This is a genomic window from Agrobacterium sp. NPDC090283 (genome assembly GCF_044769685.1).
Classification (GTDB): domain Bacteria; phylum Pseudomonadota; class Alphaproteobacteria; order Rhizobiales; family Rhizobiaceae; genus Agrobacterium.
The window spans coordinates 14,551-30,138 of the sequence record NZ_JBIVYG010000006.1 but is presented as its reverse complement, the minus strand read 5'-3'; the positions used below and the strand labels follow the sequence as shown (position 1 = coordinate 30,138).

General features: G+C 58.1%; 15 protein-coding genes and 2 pseudogenes. 11 read left to right on the top strand and 6 right to left on the bottom strand.

Going from position 1 to position 15,588, the window contains the following annotated elements:
- Positions 1-75: 75 nt before the first annotated feature.
- Positions 76-537: a tripartite tricarboxylate transporter TctB family protein gene (locus ACIQUH_RS10945; RefSeq protein ID WP_400814739.1), complete on the top strand. Its 462-nt coding sequence runs from the start codon at positions 76-78 to the stop codon at positions 535-537.
- An 11-nt stretch (positions 538-548) separates the two neighbouring features.
- The gene (locus ACIQUH_RS10940; protein ID WP_400814737.1) at positions 549-2,051 is read left to right on the top strand and encodes a tripartite tricarboxylate transporter permease; all 1,503 of its coding nucleotides are present in this window, start codon (positions 549-551) and stop codon (positions 2,049-2,051) included.
- 45 nt (positions 2,052-2,096) lie between these two features.
- On the opposite strand, the gene ACIQUH_RS10935 is transcribed toward ACIQUH_RS10940, so the two are convergent.
- Positions 2,097-2,804, bottom strand: a complete 708-nt coding sequence (locus ACIQUH_RS10935) for an IclR family transcriptional regulator (protein ID WP_400814735.1) — start codon at positions 2,802-2,804, stop codon at positions 2,097-2,099.
- A gap of 141 nt (positions 2,805-2,945) precedes the next feature.
- Between ACIQUH_RS10935 and ACIQUH_RS10930 the strand changes: the two genes are divergently transcribed.
- Positions 2,946-3,869, top strand: a complete 924-nt coding sequence (locus ACIQUH_RS10930; RefSeq protein WP_400814733.1) for a fumarylacetoacetate hydrolase family protein — start codon at positions 2,946-2,948, stop codon at positions 3,867-3,869.
- Positions 3,869-4,249: a carboxymuconolactone decarboxylase family protein gene (locus ACIQUH_RS10925; RefSeq protein WP_400814731.1), complete on the top strand. Its 381-nt coding sequence runs from the start codon at positions 3,869-3,871 to the stop codon at positions 4,247-4,249. The genes ACIQUH_RS10930 and ACIQUH_RS10925 overlap by 1 nt, the downstream gene beginning before the upstream one ends.
- A gap of 138 nt (positions 4,250-4,387) precedes the next feature.
- Here ACIQUH_RS10925 and ACIQUH_RS10920 read toward each other — a convergent pair whose 3' ends face one another.
- Together ACIQUH_RS10920 and ACIQUH_RS10915 are read right to left on the bottom strand one after the other, a co-directional pair.
- Complete coding sequence (locus tag ACIQUH_RS10920) at positions 4,388-4,963, bottom strand: VOC family protein (protein WP_400814728.1); 576 nt, start codon at positions 4,961-4,963, stop codon at positions 4,388-4,390.
- Positions 4,964-5,515: 552 nt separating this feature from the next.
- Entirely contained in the window at positions 5,516-6,520 is a 1,005-nt protein-coding gene (locus ACIQUH_RS10915) for a VOC family protein (RefSeq protein WP_400814726.1), read from the bottom strand.
- 443 nt (positions 6,521-6,963) lie between these two features.
- On the opposite strand from ACIQUH_RS10915, the gene ACIQUH_RS10910 reads away from it, so the two are divergent.
- The 3 genes and pseudogenes from ACIQUH_RS10910 (at position 6,964) to ACIQUH_RS10900 (ending at position 8,997) form a co-directional block, all read left to right on the top strand.
- Positions 6,964-7,830, top strand: coding sequence for an alpha/beta fold hydrolase (locus ACIQUH_RS10910; protein WP_400814723.1), 867 nt, complete (start codon positions 6,964-6,966; stop codon positions 7,828-7,830).
- 27 nt (positions 7,831-7,857) lie between these two features.
- Positions 7,858-7,971: pseudogene (locus tag ACIQUH_RS10905) on the top strand (carboxyl transferase domain-containing protein); the annotation flags it as partial.
- 177 nt (positions 7,972-8,148) lie between these two features.
- A complete protein-coding gene (locus ACIQUH_RS10900) occupies positions 8,149-8,997 on the top strand; it encodes a transporter substrate-binding domain-containing protein (RefSeq protein WP_400814721.1) in 849 nt (282 codons plus the stop codon).
- A 454-nt stretch (positions 8,998-9,451) separates the two neighbouring features.
- Here ACIQUH_RS10900 and ACIQUH_RS10895 read toward each other — a convergent pair.
- From ACIQUH_RS10895 to ACIQUH_RS10885, 3 genes and pseudogenes are all read right to left on the bottom strand, one after another.
- Positions 9,452-9,640, bottom strand: a pseudogene (locus ACIQUH_RS10895) (IS21-like element helper ATPase IstB); the annotation flags it as partial.
- Between the two features lie 102 nt (positions 9,641-9,742).
- Positions 9,743-10,036 (bottom strand): type II toxin-antitoxin system RelE/ParE family toxin, encoded by a 294-nt coding sequence (locus ACIQUH_RS10890; protein ID WP_400814719.1) that lies wholly within the window; start codon positions 10,034-10,036, stop codon positions 9,743-9,745.
- On the bottom strand, positions 10,033-10,341 hold the full coding sequence (locus tag ACIQUH_RS10885; protein WP_400814717.1) for a type II toxin-antitoxin system RelB/DinJ family antitoxin: 309 nt from the start codon (positions 10,339-10,341) through the stop codon (positions 10,033-10,035). The genes ACIQUH_RS10890 and ACIQUH_RS10885 overlap by 4 nt, the downstream gene beginning before the upstream one ends.
- Before the next feature lie 568 nt (positions 10,342-10,909).
- Between ACIQUH_RS10885 and ACIQUH_RS10880 the strand changes: the two genes are divergently transcribed.
- From ACIQUH_RS10880 to ACIQUH_RS10865, 4 genes are all read left to right on the top strand, one after another.
- On the top strand, positions 10,910-11,149 hold the full coding sequence (locus tag ACIQUH_RS10880; protein ID WP_400814715.1) for a hypothetical protein: 240 nt from the start codon (positions 10,910-10,912) through the stop codon (positions 11,147-11,149).
- An 88-nt stretch (positions 11,150-11,237) separates the two neighbouring features.
- Entirely contained in the window at positions 11,238-12,998 is a 1,761-nt protein-coding gene (locus tag ACIQUH_RS10875) for an ABC transporter permease (RefSeq protein WP_400814713.1), read from the top strand.
- Between the two features lie 22 nt (positions 12,999-13,020).
- Positions 13,021-14,352, top strand: coding sequence for an AAA-associated domain-containing protein (locus tag ACIQUH_RS10870; RefSeq protein WP_400814711.1), 1,332 nt, complete (start codon positions 13,021-13,023; stop codon positions 14,350-14,352).
- Positions 14,353-14,519: 167 nt separating this feature from the next.
- Entirely contained in the window at positions 14,520-15,584 is a 1,065-nt protein-coding gene (locus ACIQUH_RS10865; protein ID WP_400814708.1) for a sensor histidine kinase, read from the top strand.
- Positions 15,585-15,588: the final 4 nt, after the last annotated feature.

The following is a 15,588-nucleotide window of genomic DNA, read 5'->3' as shown; positions in this document are numbered from 1 at the left end:
CCAGAAACCGTCTTCGGGAGAAAGACGGTGTTCGTTTTCGATGTCCGGCTGACGGCCGGCTTATGGGAGGATTTCATGAATACCAAATCCATCGTCTCGGGCGGTGTATGCATTTTGATAGGCGGTTTTTTCAGCGTGTCCGCATTGACCTCGCTCAAGATCGGCTCATCGACCAATATGGGTCCCGGTTACTTCCCGCTGTCTTTGGCCATCATCCTGATCGGTGTCGGCGTTTACATCGCCGTCCGATCCACAAAGGAAGAAAACGGCAGCTTTCACTTCGATATCGGCGCCATACCGTGGCGAGGGACGCTGTTGATTTGTGTGTCGCCGATCATTCTGAGTCTGACCATTCGCGGCATGGGACTGGCTCCCTCTATTTTCCTGACCGCGATGATTTCGGCTTTTGCCAGCAAGGCTCAGACCGTGAAGATGGCCTTCCTCGTCAGCATCGCCCTCACCCTTTTCTGCGTCTTCATCTTCGGCATGATCCTGAAGCTTCCGATACCCGTCATCGGTCCGTGGCTTAGCGTATAGGGAAAAGTGTCATGGAAACTCTATCACACCTTGCCATGGGCTTCTCCGTCGCCCTGTCGGCTCAGAACCTGCTTTACTGTTTCGTTGGTGTCGTCGTCGGCACGGCGATCGGCGTTTTACCCGGCCTCGGACCCGTCGCCACCATGGCGATGCTGATGCCGATCACATTTAATCTGGACCCAACCGCATCGCTGATCATGCTGGCCGGCATCTACTATGGCGCTCAATATGGCGGCTCCACCACCGCGATCCTGATCAATATGCCTGGCGAATCCTCGGCCGCAGTCACGACCATCGATGGCTATCAAATGGCCAAGCGCGGAAGGGCAGGTCCTGCACTTTCTGCGGCGGCCCTCGGCTCCTTTTTCGCCGGCTGCGCCGCCACCGTTTTGATTGCCGTGGTGGCAATACCGCTGACGCGCGTAGCACTTGAATTCGGACCCGCTGAATATTTCTCGCTTGTTCTTCTTGGCCTCGTGTCCTCGGTCGTCTTAGCGTCCGGCTCAATGCCGAAGGCAATCGCGATGATCCTTATCGGACTTCTGCTGGGGCTGGTTGGCAGCGATCTGTACACTGGCGTTGCGCGCTTCACGATGGGATTCACCGAACTCTCAGACGGTGTCAATTTTACCGCTGTGGCCGTCGGCTTCTTCGGGATTTCTGAAATCTTTCGCAACCTTCAGGCCGAAAACGGAAAAACTGCCGAAGTCTTTCCCATCGGCAAGCTATGGTTGTCGATGGATGATTTCAAACGCATGATCGCACCGGTCATGCGCGGCACTGCCATCGGGTCAATACTCGGAACTCTTCCCGGAGGAATGGCAGTACTTTCATCCTTCGCCGCCTATACGATCGAAAAGAGTGTTTCCAAAAACAAAGCCGAGTTTGGAAAGGGCGCGATCGAGGGCGTGGCTGCTCCTGAAAGCGCCAACAATGCGAGTGCCCAGACATCCTTTATTCCGATGCTGACGCTGGGCATCCCTTCCAACCCGGTGATGGCGCTGATGATCGGTGCGATGATCATGCAAGGCGTCGTGCCCGGGCCAAATGTCATCAGCCAGCATCCGAACCTTTTCTGGGGCATTATCGCTTCAATGTGGGTCGGCAATGCGATGCTGGTCATACTCAACCTGCCGCTGGTCGGCATCTGGGTGAAGCTGTTGCGTGTCCCCTATCACGCGTTGATCCCGGTCATCATCGTCTTCTGCTCGGTCGGTGTATACAGCATCTCCAGCGCTCCGCTGGATCTTTGGCTGGTCGCGATCTTCGGACTCGCGGGATATCTGCTTATCAAACTGGATTTCGAACCCGCACCCTTGCTTTTGGGTTTTGTGCTCGGTCCTCTTCTGGAAGAGCATTTCCGCAGGGCGATGATCCTTTCTGCCGGTGATCTGACGATATTCGTCAGTCAACCGGTCAGCGCGACACTGCTGCTGCTCTCGGCCTGCGTCCTCGTCGCAGTCTCGTTTCCATCGCTCTACGGCAAGCGCGACAGGGTGTTTGTCGAGGATTGAGAAATCTCCGGCAGGGCCGCAGCGCACGCGGCCCTGTTTCATGCATCAAGCCAGTTGCTTCGCAATCTCTCGCGAGGCGCTGACCAGCAATCCGACGAAGGATGGCAGGAGGCTGCTTCGGGCTGCGGGAACCAGAATCGCGAGGCTCGCCTCGCAGCGTCCTCGTGCTTCAATGATCGGAACGGCAACTCCATGAACCCCAAGCTGAAGCTCATCGTAGGAAATCGCATATCCTGCTTCGTGGGTCAGCGCGATCCGTTCCCGTGCTCCGGCCGGGTCGCTGGCATTTTTCAAGACCCGCTCGACATATTTCGGGTTCTGAAAGGCAAGCATCGACCAGCCGCTGGCACCCTGCAGGAGAGAGTGGCGGGAGCCGGGACGGTGTTCTACCCTTACGAGATGCTTCTGGCCCAACGCCTGATCGATAACCACTGCATCCGCATTGGCTATGCCATGCAGCACGACGGTCTCGCCGGTTTCGACGGCCAGCTTCTGCATCACTGGCTTGGCCTTGGTGCGCAAGTCGGTTTCCATGCCGCGCGTGAGTTGCAAAAGCGCCGGTCCAACCATGTAACCGCCACCCACATTACGGCGGATATAGGCGCGTTGCGACAGCGTCGTCAAAAGCCGATGGGCCACCGTCCGATTGATATCGCATATGCGCGCGACATCGGCTGCACTCACCGGCCCGTCGCGCGCCACGCATTCCAGAACGGTCAGCATCTGGTCACCTGTCTGCGATATTTCAACCAACGTCCGTCTCCATTTCCGAATGCCTGCCTTCTTACCGTGAACCGGCCTGCAGATGCCAGTTCCATTCCATCTTCACGTTGACCTTGATCTCACCGCGTGGTCTATATACGAACATGGTAGTTCGATAAACGGGATATAACCATGAAGCTTGTCAGTTATGAACAACAGGGCAAACCACACTTCGGTGCAATCGTTGGCGATCGCGTCATCGATCTCACGCTTTGGAGCGCCGAGTGCGCAAAGGCGGACTCCTCCGTTCTCGAACTCCCGGTCAAGATCGAGGATTTTTTTGAGGAGATCGACCGCCTGCAGGCATCACTTAAAGCCGTCGTCGGCGCATTTGCGGCAAGCGGCAAAAAGGGTGCGCGGGCAAGCAAGCCACTATCTGAAGTCAAGCTTCTTGCTCCTATCCGCCGCCCGCCGAAGACCATCTGCGTGGCGCGCAACTATGCCGAACACGCCAAGGAAGCCGGTCTTGAAATCTCTCCGATCCCGATCCTCTTTGCGCGTTTTTCCACAACCTTCGTGGCCAATGGAGATCCGGTATATGTCCCGACAGTCTCGGACGACCTCGATTGGGAAGGCGAACTGGCTGTCATCATCGGCAAGAATACGAATGGCAAGCGCCTCACCAGGGACGAGGCAATGGACTATGTCTTCGGCTACTCGATCTTCAACGATGTCACGGTCCGTGACTACCAATTCCGCGTTACGCAATACACTGCCGGCAAGAACTTTCGCGCCTCGGGTCCGTTCGGCCCCGTTATTGTCACCGCAGACGAGATCGCCGATCCTCACAAGCTCGACATTAAGACGACGCTGAACGATGAACAGATGCAGTTCGCCAACACAGATACGATGATCTACGACATCCCGACAATTCTGGAAAACATCTCCGAATTCGTCGATCTGGAAGCAGGTGACGTCATCCCGACCGGCACGCCTGCAGGCGTCGGCTTCAAGCGCAAGCCCCCGATCTTCCTGAAGGATGGCGATACGATAACTGTCGAGATCCCCGGTATCGGCTCACTCAGCAACCCCGTCATCAAGGAAGGGAAAGACTAATGTCCGATGAGATGTTCGAGCGCGGGCTGAAGATCCGCAAGGAAGTCCTAGGCGCCGAATACGTGGAGAAGTCGCTGCACGCGGCAGATGACTTCTCCCGCGACTTTCAGAACCTCGTGACCGAATATTGCTGGGGCGCAGGTTGGGGAAGATCCGCGCTGACCCTCCGTGAAAAGAGCCTGCTCAACCTCGTCATGCTCGGAACCCTAAACCGCAGCTCCGAGTTCAAGCTGCACCTGAAGGGCGCTTTGACGAACGGCTGCACCCGTGAGGAAATCAAGGATACGCTGATGCAGCTTGCGATCTATGCGGGCATCCCGGCGGGCGTAGAGGCTTTCCGCCTTGCCCGCGAAGTCTTTGCCGAGATCGACAAGGCCTGAAGAGGCATCCGCTTCCTACAGCACACAGCAAACCCACAATCGCTCGCGGGTTTGCTGTTTTGCTTTATTCTTATCCATCACCGTCTCAAACCACAGCCCGAAAATCACGATAGATTTTCTGGCCGTGAATGTGGCGCGTTAGGCGTTGATCTTGGTCTGGACAACCGCGCTGTCCGCCTCGCGCCGGGCTTCGAATGCATCGAAGTCAAAGGCGAGAAGGTCGATCTCCTCGATCGGATCATACGGACGCGCCGTGCCATGCCAGCCGATCTGATCGATGCCCCAGTAGAACTCGAGCAGGTTGCCATCCGGGTCGCGGGCGTAGAAGCGCGGCTGGTTACCCGGCCCACCCTTGCGGCAATTGACGATCTCCACGCCACCGTCGCGCATATCACGGAAGAGGCTGAGGAGATCTTCGGGAGAGGCCAGTTCGAATGCGATGTGGTGAAGGCCAAAGCCGAAACGCGGTGCATCTGGTGCATCAGGCCCAAGGATATCGTCGCGCATCCTGAAAATCGAAAGCTCGTGATGAGTCGCGTCGCAGCGGATGAATGCGCCAGCGGCGACAGCCACGCCGTGCCCTACCTTTTCCTTCGGATACTCGAACTTCTCGGTCAGTCGCATCCCGAGATACGTGCTGTAAAACTCGACGGTACGATCGATATCCCGGACAGTCAGACCGACGTGACCCAATTTAGAAACACGCGTTTTCATAATTCCTCCAGTTCGAATAACGAACTTATATGTTCGTTATTCGAATTAATATCACATTTAGCAGTAAGAGCAACGGGATTCTCCTTGGAGATGAATGCCTGCTGAGGTGGTGGCTGCGCCAGACAGAAAGGCGGCACATCGATGATGCACCGCCTAACAAACTGGTATCATGGTACTCGTATGCAGGACGCCCCAAAGCGGCACCCGCAAACTAAATCTTAGGAATGGCTGCGGTCTTGTTGATTTCCCACTTCGTTGTGACCTCAATGGCGACCACGCCCCGATATTTCGTCGGCGTGCTGGTGAGCGGGAACGTCCTCAGGGTGGTGCAGCTTTTCGGCAACCGCGGCATCCGGCCATTAGTCACCGATAGCCTTGTTGATTGCCGCCACGATTGCGTCGGCATCTTTGCCGGGCCGAGCTGTGGGTTCATAGCTAATTGCTCATCTCGATCTCGGTCGACAGAAGGTCAGGATTGTCCTTCTGTCGCTCGGTAGAGCTGAAAAGGGACCGATCTATCGGTCCCGTTCCCGATTCACATATCGGCATCCCTTAACGATGGAGGCCAGCAGACCCCGTCGTGTCACGCCCTCGACTCCCCGGCTTCACGTCAATCGGATCGCCATACCAAGTCAGCCCGTCGGGGAAGTTTTCCTTCTTCCATTCTATTGCTTCCCAGTCCGGATCGAAGATCATGTATCCACCCGCATAGATTTCCACGCGGTGGTCTGATCCCGGATCGAAAATATAGAGGTACATGGCCTGTCCGATGCCATGTTTGCCGGGACCGACACCATAGGAAACGTCGAGGTCGCGCAGCACATCGGCGGCGGTCAGCACATCCGAGAAATCCTGGGCATTGAAGGCGACGTGATGAAGTTGGGCCGTCTTGTCCATTCCGTTGGCGACGATCGCAAGATCATGCACCTGCGGCGTGACCGACATCCACGATGCGAGAAGCGTATCCGGCCGGTCAGGCAAATAGGCAAACTCGCGCCGCTTGAAACCGAGCGTGTCTCGCGCCCACTGCTCCGCCTGATTGATCGTCGCGGGTGATGTCTGGAGATTGAAATGGTCGATCCGGCGCACCCCAAGCCCACGACGCTTCGATGAGTTCGATGGCAGGCGCGAACGCATATGTTCGGGCGCCAGCGGTTTTTCGATGTCGTAATAGAGTTCGAGGGGATGATCGCCGCCCGGCAGCAGAAACCGGATTGCGGTGCCGCGACCGGTTTCCGAACCCGCCGGAATTTCGAGAACCTCGATCTCCTGTCGCTTCAACTCTTCGTAGAAGAGCTCGACGTCCTGCGGGCGTTTCACCCGAAAACTGTAGGAATTGACGATATTTTCTTCCTGCTCGGTCAACACCAGGGAATGGTGGCCAAGCTCCTGATAGCAGCGCAGATAGGAAACATTGCCGTCGCGCTCCACCTCTTCCATGCCAAGTGTGTCACGGAAGAAGAACAGCGATTTTTCAAGATTCTTTGTCCCGAGATTGATGGTTCCACACTGGGCCAACTGCGGTCCCGGATCATAGCGGTCTGACAGTTTGGACATGCAGTCTCCTCCAGAGAATAATTGCAAACGTGACGCGAGAGATGGCATGCAACCAGTGCGTTGCCCGTAAATTCCTCACGCTTCTGAACGAGGAAACTGCTAACAATTGAGATGGCAGGCTTACAACGAACAATTTGCGGCTGTTCACCGTGTGCACAGAGCTCTGATCGGTATGTCGGCCATACCAACATGGTTTGCCTCCAAGTGATGATCGCCCATCTGTTCACCTAGCGCACATTGCGCTGAGAATATTTGCTTCGACGCATCCGCCACCTGTAGCAATTATCAAAGCGCAGGTTAGCAGGCCCGCGCTATCTCAAGCAGGGAGGCGAACGGCTTGAGGGTGCATGGTTGGATTGCTCAGTTTTGCGCCCGCTGCTTGTCGAAGCTCGTGCGCTGCTCCTCCCGCTATTTGTGCAATTGAAGAACTGCGGGAGCCTATGATGAGCCAGGAATACAGCGAGTCCAGCACGAGCCGCTTTATCAGCGTCCGCGAAGGTGAAAGCGACCTGAACATCCACTACAACGATTGCGACCCTGGTGTTGGCGGGGATGTGGTTGTCATGCTGCACGGCTCCGGCCCTGGAGCAAGCGGCTGGGCGAACTTCAACCGCAATGTCACGCCGCTGACCGATGCCGGCTTCCGGGTAATCCTGCTCGATTGCCCTGGCTGGAGCAAGAGCGACACGATCGTCTGCACGGGCTCGCGTTCGGAGCTAAATGGCCGAATTCTCAAGGGGTTGATCGACGGTCTTGGACTCGACAAGATCCACATCATCGGCAACTCCATGGGTGCTCACAGCACCGTGGCTTTTGCCCTGGCGAACCCCGGCAATGTTGGAAAGCTGGTGCTGATGGGAGGAGGAACCGGGGGCGTCAGCGCTTTTGTGCCGATGCCCACCGAAGGCATCAAGCTTGTGCAGGAGCTTTACCGGGACCCGACGATCGAAAACCTGAAGCGGATGATGAACGTCTTCGTCTTCGATCCGAGCGAATTGACGGAAGACCTGTTCGAGACACGTCTCAACAATCTCCTGGCGAGTCGGGATCACCTGGAGAACTTCGTCAAGAGTACCGCTGCCAACCCGCGGCAATTCCCCGATGTTGGCCACCGGCTCGGGGAAATCTCAGCCGAGACCCTCATTATCTGGGGCAGAAACGACCGCTTCGTGTCTCTCGATATCGGCCTGCGCCTCATATCGGGCATTCCCAAGTCAGAACTGCACGTCTTCAATAATTGCGGACATTGGGCGCAGTGGGAACATCATGCGAAGTTCAATCGCATGGTGATCGATTTCTTGAACCATTGAACGCGCTGGCGCCCTTTCGGCGCAAGTGCCAAAGGCAAACTGACGGCGCGCGAGTGTATCGACGTGCTGCTGGACGAGGGCTCCTTTGAGGAGTTGGACATGTATGTCACCCACCGCGCCGTCGACTTCGGTAGACGAGGACCGCACCCTCAACCTGCTCAGATCCGCCCACCTAAGACTCCCTTCTCCGGGAAAACGAGTCGGATGGTCCGACACCTTCGCGCGTTCCTTCATCGGCCAAATGCGATAGGCCCCGGACGAGGGCGCTGCGCTTGACTTGCATTACGCTTTGATCCAGAAAGGATTTCCGAAAGCAACATGAAAGCTATCTCCATGAGAAATGTAAGGAAAAGCAATAGGAACAGCATGTTTGTATTGCTCAAAAATTTTTCGATGCTTCTTTTTGTTCTCATGTTTCTTGGTTCGCCTGTATTCGCGCAAGACGGCGCAGGGGGCAAAAGCGGGGCGCCTACAGGGGAAGGCAAATTACGTGTCGGTGTGAACCTAACAAACGTTCTCACGGTGACGAAGGACCCCGCTTCTGGCGAGCTGCGCGGAATCGCAGTCGAACTTGGCCAGGCTATCGCACATTCTTTGGGCAAGGATGTTGAAATAGTGGCTTATCCATCGGCTGGCAAACTAGTGGAAGCAGCAGTGGCCGGTGAATGGGACATCGGCTTCATGGCCGTTGATGCCTCAAGAGCATCAACCATCGCGTTCACCAAGCCATACATTGAAATTCTCAATAGCTACCTGGTGCCACCGGGATCGCCAATTCGCAGCGTAGAGGATGTTGACCAAAAAGGCGTAAGAGTCGTAGTTCAGGGTAAGAACGCAACCGATCTTTTCTTGTCCCGCCACCTGCTTAAGGCGCACTTGGTGCGGGATCTGCGAAGTGAACAAGAAATATTAGAGTTATTGCGGCGAGGCGATGCCGATGTAATGGCCGCGGGTCAGAAGACTCTACTGGAGTTCAGCAAAGGCTGGGAGGGCAGCGTTGTGCTGGAGCCACATGTGATGGCAATACCCCACGGAATTGGAGTCCCCCTCCAGAGTGCCGCGATAGTACCGGAATTGAATGCGTTTCTGCGCGATTCGAAAAGTAGCGGCGTTATCACCTCGCTGATCGATAAGTATAAACTCATAGGCGTCCGGGTGGCAGATTAGGAGCGCGAGCCCTGACGGCGCGACCACGTTACTCAAGCTTCATCGTACTGCAGAACTGTAAGTCCGACTGCGGTGTCACTATCTCAGATGCTTTACATCGTGGCTGCGGCCGTATTGGATGGAATCGGGCGTCTCTGGGACGACCATCGGCGTCATCGCGCTCATGCTAGCGGCACTCATTCTCAAGGCTGGCATGCTTGGATTGCCCCGTTCATGCAAGCGTTTTTAAACGTGCGATCGGGTGCGGTCGTGTATCAGGCCTTTCGAAGCGGCTCGAGTACGACCGCTGGCCGGTATAGAGCTACGCGGATCTGTTGCAAATCAGTCCTACGAGCTCTCGCCTCACTGGCCCGGATGCATTCCCAGGCCCACTCTCACCGATCTTTGTCCGACAGCGGCGGTATCGAACAGTGTAATACCGTTTACCATTGATGCTTGGATAGTCCGGATAGACGATGTCCTTGGCCAGCGGCAGCTTGGCGACGGTGATCTGGTATTTGATGGAGCGCGCCTGCTTCTCAGCGATCTCCGACTGAAGCAGGTCACCGACGATGCGTGGCGGTTCGTGCTGCCGCTTGATGCCGGAGGCCATGATCTCGTAGTAGGCGCTGCGCATGCCGAACAGCATCAGCGTGCCCATCATGTCAGAGAGCAAGTCGCCGGTGGGATGAACGAGCTCTCATCCAATTGCTCTTGAACGGAATCGAATTGGCGACCCGTTGATCCCAGACATGAAGTTCGAAGCCTAGCTGGTAGGAATAGTGTCTGGCCATTCCTGTGCGCCATGAAGTACGCGGAGAATACGAACCGCCGATTGCGTTACAGCATAAGCCGCGACGTATGGAGTACCGTTGATCACCAGTTCGCGCGTCCCGGCAATTCTGCCAACACGACCACTCGCCGGAAAATCAACTAAGCTACGAGCAGCCGCGACGATCCGTTCGTCGATCATGATGGCAGCTGAGGGATTATCCGCCTCGATAAAGGTGAAGATGGCATCTCGATCTGATAACGCAAACGCTGACCAAGTAAGCTTCACGACTTGCGCGCCGCTGCTTTAAGGCGCGCTGCCGCTCGCCGTTTTTCGAAATGAGCCTCGACTTCATCATCCGGAACGTCTGGTCGCCTGTCGTTCAGCGCTTCAAAGACCTTGCTGCGAAACCAAGCATCATGAGCTTCGCTGCCTGATATAAGTTCGAGCGGTAATGCTCCCTCGTTCGCCGTCCGGGTGAGTAAGATACGAACTGCGTCCGACACCGTAAGACCCATGCTTTCAAGCACCGCAGAGGCACGATCTCGAACTTCAGCATCAATGCGAGTTTGAACGAGTGCGTTCAAAGCCATAGTTATCTCCAACTGAAAGACCAGTTGTAATGCATATGAATTACAACGTCTATAGAAGATTTCCGTACGCGCCACGCCGCTGCGTTCTTCTCCTTGAAGGGACTTGAACCAAAGACCGGTCAATTTTTGCAGTGGGTATGCTGACGAAGGAACGACTTGGCGTAAATCGTCCGAACCGAAGATTCATTCGCCATTGCGATCACGGTAGCCCCCTGCCAACCACGCGCAAACTCAGAACTTGCTGAATGAAAAAGCCGTGCCGGACAAAGGCTATACCTAGGTATAACGGCAGTGCACCAATGCTTCGTTGACCGCCCGTCTGGCCTGTGAAAAGACGGCATCGTCTCTACGACGCCAAACGTCGCAGAGCCTATCGAAACAATAGATCCGGAAGCAAATGGACAGCTACCCTAGTCGCTGTCCGGTGGCGGCATCAGCCCGCTGCCGGATGGTCATCGCAACAAGCAGGACCGCTCCCGGCAGAATTCGTCGGGCGAGCGCCGGCCGGGCCTAAGCCTGTCCGGCTCGCCGCCCCGGATCCGCCGATTGCGGGCCGAAGAGGTGAGCCATGAACAACAACATCGTCTTTTTCCGCGGCCGCTCCACCGCGGCCACCATTTCCACCGCTCGGATTGAATCCGTCGCGGCTCAGGCGCAGCGCATGGCCGACGCCCGGCGCCCGGCGCTTGTCGCCGTATGGCATACCAATCCCTTCAGTGGAAAATTGGAATGCCTCTGGACCACCGGCACGCGGGCGACCGCCGACGAGGATCACAGTCGTGATGCCTGCGAACGCCGGGCGGCCTAGCCCTTCATTTCAGAACCTTTCCTGAACGCATTTCAACCGGCGCCACGCATGGGCGGCGCCGGACGGCCCATTTCCGATGAGGTTCCAGATGGTTTTCCTTCCCAATGATCGCCGCGGGCATAGCTCCGTTACCGAACTGGTGCGCACCCGCATTCTGCCTAACGGCTACGATCTCGCCGCATTCGCATTCCTCGCCGCCGCGACCGTTCTCACGTTGCACGGCATAGCCGAGATGCACCAACCGCTTGAGGGACTGGCAAGTAGCCCGCTCTCGCTCGATCCCGCCCGGCTGCCGGAATACGCATTGCGCACGACGTTGCGCATGCTCGCCGCCATAATCGCCTCGCTCGTCTTCACCTTTGTCGTCGCGACGCTTGCGGCAAAGAGCCGTCGGGCGGAGACAATCATCATTCCGGCGCTCGACATCCTGCAGTCCGTACCGGTCCTCGGCTTCCTGACCTTCACGGTCACCTTCTTCATGGGTCTGTTTCCCGGAAGCCAGCTCGGTGCCGAATGCGCCTCGATCTTCGCAATCTTCACCAGCCAGGCCTGGAACATGACCTTCTCCTTCTACCAGTCGCTGCGGACGGTACCGCGCGATCTCGATGAGGTCAGCCGCGGGTTCGGTCTCTCTGCCTGGCAGCGCTTCTGGCGGCTGGAGGCGCCATTCGCGGCGCCCGGCCTGGTCTGGAATACGATGATGTCGATGTCCGGCGGCTGGTTCTTCGTCGTCGCTTCGGAGGCGATCACCGTCGGCAACACGACCGTCCAGCTTCCCGGCCTCGGCTCCTGGCTTGCGCTCGCGATCGACAGACAGGACCTGACGGCGGTGGCCTGGGCCGTGCTGGCGATGGCCGTGGTCATCGTTCTCTACGACCAGCTTCTGTTCCGGCCGATCGTCGCCTGGGCCGACAAGTTCCGCTTCGAGCAAACCGCAGGTCAGCAGAAGCCGCGCTCATGGGTTTATTCCCTGATCCGGCATACTCGTCTCCTGAAGCGTCTGACCGCGCCGCTTGCAGCGATCTGGGGCAGACTGCTCCTCATGCGCTTCCGGTCTTCACGTCCCGCCGTCGCCATGAGGCAGCCCGCTCGGCAGGCTTCGACACGGGCCTTCGACTATGCCTGGTTCGCGCTTGTTGCCGCTCTCGGCATCTGGGGAGCATGGACGGTCGTGTCCTATCTCGGCCAGACACTCTCCGGGAATGACGTGTGGGAAGCTTTCAGCGGCGGGTTCGTCACTCTTATTCGCGTCACCGTGCTTATCGTGATCGCCAGCCTGATCTGGGTGCCGCTCGGCGTATGGATTGGTCTCCGGCCGGCTGTCGCCGAACGCGTCCAGCCTGTGGCGCAGTTCCTCGCAGCCTTTCCGGCGAACGTCCTGTTTCCTGTCGCGGTGGTGGCAATCGTCGCGACCGGAGCCAGCCCCAACATCTGGCTTTCACCCCTCATGGTGCTCGGCACGCAGTGGTACATCCTCTTCAACGTCATCGCAGGGGCGAGCGCCTTTCCGACCGATCTCAGAGAGGTCTCCTCGGTCTACCAGCTACGCTCCTGGACCTGGTGGCGGCGCGCCATCCTGCCGGGGATATTTCCCTATTACGTGACCGGCGCTTTGACTGCCTCCGGCGGCTCCTGGAACGCCAGCATTGTGGCGGAAATGGTAAGCTGGGGCGACACGAAGCTCGAAGCCTTCGGTCTCGGCTCCTACATCGCCAAGGCGACCGAGGCGGGCGACTTCCCGCGTGTCATCCTCGGCATCGCCGTCATGTCGCTCTTCGTCACCCTCTTCAACCGCACGCTCTGGCGTCCGCTCTACGTCTACGCGGAACGCCGCCTGCGTCTCGACTAACCAGATCACTGGAGGACCAAGTATGGAAACCACCATCGTCACCAACAAGTCCGGACCTGCCAACGACAAGGTCCTGGTCTCCGCGAAGCAGATCTGCCAGACCTACGACAAAGGCGCATCCGGGCCGCTTGTCGTGCTCGAGAACGTCGATCTCGAGCTGCGTCCGGCCGAAATCGTCGGCCTGCTCGGCAGGTCCGGCTCCGGTAAGTCGACACTGCTGCGCGCCATCGCCGGCCTGATCCGCCCGAGCAAGGGCGACATCACCTTCGAAGGATCACCGGTCACCGGCCCCAGTTCCGGCATCGCCGTCGTCTTTCAGAGCTTCGCGCTGTTCCCCTGGCTCACCGTCCTGCAGAATGTCGAGCTCGGTCTCGAGGCAAAGGGCGTCGAACCTCGGGAGCGGCGCAAACGGGCACTCGCCGCCATCGACCTCATCGGCCTCGACGGTTTCGAAAGCGCCTATCCGAAGGAGCTGTCGGGCGGCATGCGCCAGCGCGTCGGTCTTGCCCGTGCCTTGGTGGTGCATCCCAAGGTGTTGCTGATGGACGAGCCGTTTTCCGCGCTCGACGTGTTGACGGCTGAGACGCTGCGCACAGATCTTCTCGACCTCTGGTGCGAAGGCCGCATGCCGATCGAATCCATCCTCATGGTGACGCACAATATCGAGGAGGCGGTGCTGATGTGCGACCGCATCCTGATCTTCGGGTCGAACCCTGGACGGATGATCGCCGAGATCCGCGTGGACCTGCCGCAACCGCGCAACCGTCTCGACCCGGCCTTCCGGATGCTGGTCGAAGACATCTATGCGAGGATGACGGCAAGAACCGGCGTACCGGCACGCGACGGACTGTTTCCGGGCACCGGCATTGCCATGGCGCTGCCGCGGGTGTCCACCAACCTGATGTCCGGCCTGATCGAAACGGTCGCGGCCGATCCCTATCGCGGGCAGGCGGACCTGCCGCCGCTTGCAACGCATCTGCATCTCGGCATCGACGACCTCTTTCCTGTGGCGGAGACGCTTCAGCTCCTGCGTTTCGCCGATCTGGAAGGAGGCGACATCCGTTTGACGGTGCCGGGGCTGCGCTTCGCCGACAGCGACGTCGACGATCGCAAGCGCCTGTTCGAGCAGCACCTTGCGACTTACGTGCCGCTCGCCGCCCATATCCGCCGTGTCCTCGACGAACGCCCGATGCACAAGGCGCCCGCACGTCGCTTCCGCGACGAACTCGAGGACTACATGTCCGAGGACTACGCCGACACCACGCTGAAGGCGGTGACGAACTGGGCCCGCTACGCGGAGTACTTCGCCTACGATGAGCACGCCGATTTGTTCACGCTGGAAAACCCGAGCTGAAACGACAAGGGGCTCGACAATAGATCGTCACCGAGGAACGGTCGTCCACGTATCACGGGGACGGCCCCTTGGGTGTGGCGAATGGTGACAACGATGTTGTCACCATTCGTTTCGTGATGCACCCTGCGGCAGTTACAATGAAACCCGTGTGGAAGAGAAGATGCCATATGAGGCGTGAGTTTTTCCGGTATCTGATGGAGACACCCCTCCTGTGGCTGGGACTGGTCGGGCTGGCCTGCGCCATCTTCATCGCGGATACGGTGACCGATCTGGAGATCGCGTTCGCCGTCCTCTACGTGTCGGTGATCCTGATTTCCGCGCGAACCAACCGGCCTCAGGCGGTCATGGCCGTAGGGATATTCTGCACGCTTCTGACGATAACGAGCTACGTCCTGACGCAACGAGGGGATGCGGAATCCGGGCTGGTGAACTGCGTCTTGAGCCTGCTTGCGATCGGAGCGACGACTTATCTCGCAATCAGGATCGAGGCTGTCGAAGCAAAGGCGCGGCAGGCGCAGTCAGAACTGACGCGCATGTCGCGTGTCATGATCATCGGCGAGTTGGGCACGTCGATCGCCCATGAGGTCAGCCAGCCGATCACGGCCATCACAGCCAATGGAAACGCCGCCCTTCGCTGGCTATCCGCATCACCTCCCAACCAAGAGGAAGCCCAGCGCGCCATCGACAGGATTGTAAAGGATGCAGGCCGCGCCGGCGAGGTGATTGACCGCGTCCGCCGCCTTGTGACCCACGCTTCTCCTTCTTGGGACAAAGTCGATCTTACCGACGCCATTGCAGAAGCGCTGGCGCTCGTCCGCAACGAAATCAGGAGAAACGGCATCCTGCTGCGCATGGAACTCGCAGGCGACCTGCCAAGCGTTTTGGGGGACCGGGTTCAACTCCAGCAGGTGATCTTGAACTTTGTCATCAACGCAATCGAGGCGATGGCCGGCGTCGATGCGGGAGCGCGGGAGTTGCTTGTCAGCGCGGCAGTCGACGAGAAAAAGATAACGGTTAGCGTTCGCGATTCGGGCGTCGGCGTGCCGCCTGCTGCGTCAGATCGGATATTCGACACCTTCTATACCACGAAGCCGGGAGGGATGGGCATGGGGCTGGCGATCAGCCGCTCGATCGTCGAGGCCCACGGTGGTACGGTCTACGCGGCGCCTAACTTCCCACATGGTACAGTGTTCGGATTCACCTTGCCATTGAACGCCAGAACAGGAGGATAGCGAC